The 3,179-nt window shown below is 35.1% G+C and carries 2 protein-coding genes; one reads left to right on the top strand and one right to left on the bottom strand.

Annotation, left to right across the window (positions count from 1 at the left end):
• Positions 1-1,446, top strand: a 1,446-nt coding sequence (locus ACSHXM_RS21405) for an acyltransferase family protein (RefSeq protein ID WP_435692384.1), incomplete at its 5' end; no start/stop codon positions are given.
• A gap of 68 nt (positions 1,447-1,514) precedes the next feature.
• Here the strand turns inward: ACSHXM_RS21405 and ACSHXM_RS21400 are convergent.
• Positions 1,515-2,972: a lipopolysaccharide biosynthesis protein gene (locus tag ACSHXM_RS21400; RefSeq protein WP_435692382.1), complete on the bottom strand. Its 1,458-nt coding sequence runs from the start codon at positions 2,970-2,972 to the stop codon at positions 1,515-1,517.
• Between the last annotated feature and the right edge of the window lie 207 nt (positions 2,973-3,179).

The following is a 3,179-nucleotide window of genomic DNA, read 5'->3' as shown; positions in this document are numbered from 1 at the left end:
TCCATAGGGTTTTCTGATAAATACCCAACTGCATCATTTTATTTACTCCACACTAGAGCTTGGGAGCTACTAGCTGGTGCTCTTGTTTATCTTTATCCTGTATCGTTATCTTCTTTTAGAGGAAAGCTGATTGAGTTAGCTGGCTTGTTACTAATAGTAATTTGTGTTTTTTCTTATACAACTGAAGAAATATGGCCAGGTTATCTCGCTATTTTTCCTGTATTTGGCACTGCAATGATAATGTTGGCTGCTAGATCAGATTCGATTTTTACTAATAACTTTATTTTTAACTGGTTAGGAAAAACGTCGTATTCTATTTACTTATACCATTGGCCAGTAGTTGTTTTGCTGAACTACTTTGAGCTTATTCCAAGTGGAGTGTGGATATTCGTTGGGCTTGCACTTTCAGTGGTCTTGGGAGCTTTGTCTTATTACCTAATCGAAAATAAGTTTAAGTATTTAAATCGCGCTTTTGTTGGTGTTAATACTAATTCAAACAAGCGAAGCGGCGTTTTACTGTGCGTAATAGTAAGTTCTCTAGGTGCAATAGGCGCAGCAGTGCAACACTCGGATGGCTTTGAAGCTCGTTTTGACAAAAAAATTCTCATCGCGGCTGCCGAGGCAGACAATAGAAGCTTAAAGACAAAAATGTGTTTAAGCAGTCCCAAATCTTCTTCAGATCATGAAGGTTGTGTTTTGGGAAATCACCAAAAAATTAAAGCAATTATTATTGGCGATTCTCATGCTAACTCATTAGCTACAGCACTAATTTCGTCATTGATGGATAATAATGCTGGGGTATTGGTGTTAGCAAGACACTCTTGTCCCTTTATATTGGGAGCTAAAAACCGGAATTATGCAATTTATAATTGCACCCAAGCAAATGCCCGAAACATTGATATTTTACAAAATCAATATGTAGGAATTCCAATTTTTGTTGTGAATAGAGCATCTGGATATTTATACGGTCAAACGAATCCTAGGCGTTTTCAAGGTCTGTCCCCAGCCATTTATTTCGACAAAAAATATACAATAGTTGAAAGCGGTTTGTTGAATGACTTTTCTCGACAATACGAGAAAACAGCTTGCCAATTAGCTGAACAAAATCCTGTCTTTATTACTGAGCCTATTCCTGAAATGAGGCTTAATGTACCCAATACAATGTCGCGTCGTGCTGCTTTGAGCGGCGATTTGCAAGATATTAAAATCGATAAAAAACTTTATTTAGAAAGAAATCAGTTTATTAAAAAGTTGAATAGGCAAGTACAAGATAAATGCGCTATTACCGTACTCGATACCGCTGAATATCTTTGTGATGAAAAATTCTGTTTTGGTTCATTAGATGGCAGACCGCTTTATTCTGATGGTGATCATCTTAGTGAAAACGGTAACAAATTGCTTATTCCTATGTTTCAAGAAGCAATAGAAAAAACACCATCCAATTAAAATTCTTATTGTTGAGTGGTTGGATTAAAGACTATAGAACGTTTTAACTCATTTACTTTTAAGTAGGGTCAAGACAGCAATTTTTTCTTTTTCAAGATAGTTTTTACTTCGTCCAAAATATGAATATATCCTGTTGTTTTTAAAAGTATATTTTGAGCGAGAAATAGAACAACAAAGGTAGTGTTTGTTAGAAGGAATTTGTTTAAAGATGTCACCATTACATAATTAGCAAAACTAAGCGCGCATACCACTGAAATAAGCGTTGTTCCTATTTGAGTTAATATTGGTTTCCAAAGCGTCCACTTTTTGATTTGTATTTCGTATGAAACAAAATAGATAGAAATGTATGTATTAACAATGCTTAGAACGATTAAAGCATATAAGTACCCCATTAATCCCCACTGAAATGCAACATATAAACTACTAAAAAAAATTGTTTTCTTAATTAATGCCATTCTTAAGAATAACTTTGAATTACCTCTACTACTTAATACGTTTACTAGGACAGCATTAATTGGATAGGCTGTTGCGCTTATTAAAAGCATTTCTAGATATGGAATAGAAGCAGCCCATTTATCTGTGTAGAGAAAAAGTATCATTCCCTCTGCACTCAAATAGAAACCACCTACGAGTAAAAACACTATAAAACACATAGAATTAAGTGATTTTAGTATAACGTTTTGGAATCGTGGTAAATCGTCCTGAATTAAACTTAATACAGGGAATAAAACAGACATTAGGCTTTGAGACGTGTACTTAATCAGAAGCATTCTTAACGATTTTGCTCGTTGAAAAAAACCTAAAGTCTCAGGTGACAATAATTTTCCTATAATAAGAAAATCTATTCGCTCTGTAATTGCATTTAGTAAACTAACAAAAAACATGCGAAAACCAAATGCCCAAAGATCAGCCAAAGCAGTAAACGAAAATAAAAACTGCGGTCGCCAACCTGAATATATAAAAAAGGCACAAGTATTAAATGCACTTCCAACAATAATCTGTGCCATTAAACTCCACACACCCGCACCATTAAGCGCGAGGAGTACGCCAATCGCACCGGAAAAAATTGAACTTATAAATTCTACTTTAGAAATCAATGCGTTATTGAGCTGCCTCCTTAGTCTCGTTCTTTGTACACTGCTCAGAGCATTTATAATAAAAAGAATACTAATTACTTCTATTAAAGGTATTAACCTTTCATTGTTATAAAACTTAGCAATGGGATGTGCGGCTACATAAGTTAAAAGCGCCAACAGTGTCGCAATAGAAAGGTTAAAATAGAAAACCGACGAATAGTGAGTAAGAGATACATTCTTCCTCTGAATCAATGCTCCAGATAGTCCTACGTCAGTAAAAACCTGTGAAATACCAACCACTACCATAACGATAGCCACGAGGCCAAAATCACCAGGCTCAAGTAACCGAGCAAGAAAAATAGTAATGATAAAGCTGGAACCTTGATTAGCCAACTTCCCCATAAAATCCCAAATAAAGGCACTTAGCCCTTTTTGCTTAAGATTTTTCAATTAACTACTCAATGCATTAGAGTTTGACGACATTTATCCGGCATATATTAGGTTATTTTTTTGATTTGTTTTGATGAGAGCCGTAACCTATTGGTACCTGAACTCCTAAAAAAGCGCCTAGTTTCTGCCATTTCTCAGGATCTTCAAGCTCACAAACAATAATAGATTCGGGTGAATGTCTTTCAAAAAAGGCTTCTACTTCTTGAT

The organism is Paraglaciecola sp. (assembly GCF_051252315.1).
Taxonomy (GTDB): Bacteria; Pseudomonadota; Gammaproteobacteria; order Enterobacterales; family Alteromonadaceae; genus Paraglaciecola.
Note: the sequence above shows the minus strand (reverse complement) of the source record. Positions and strands in the feature narration are given on the sequence as shown.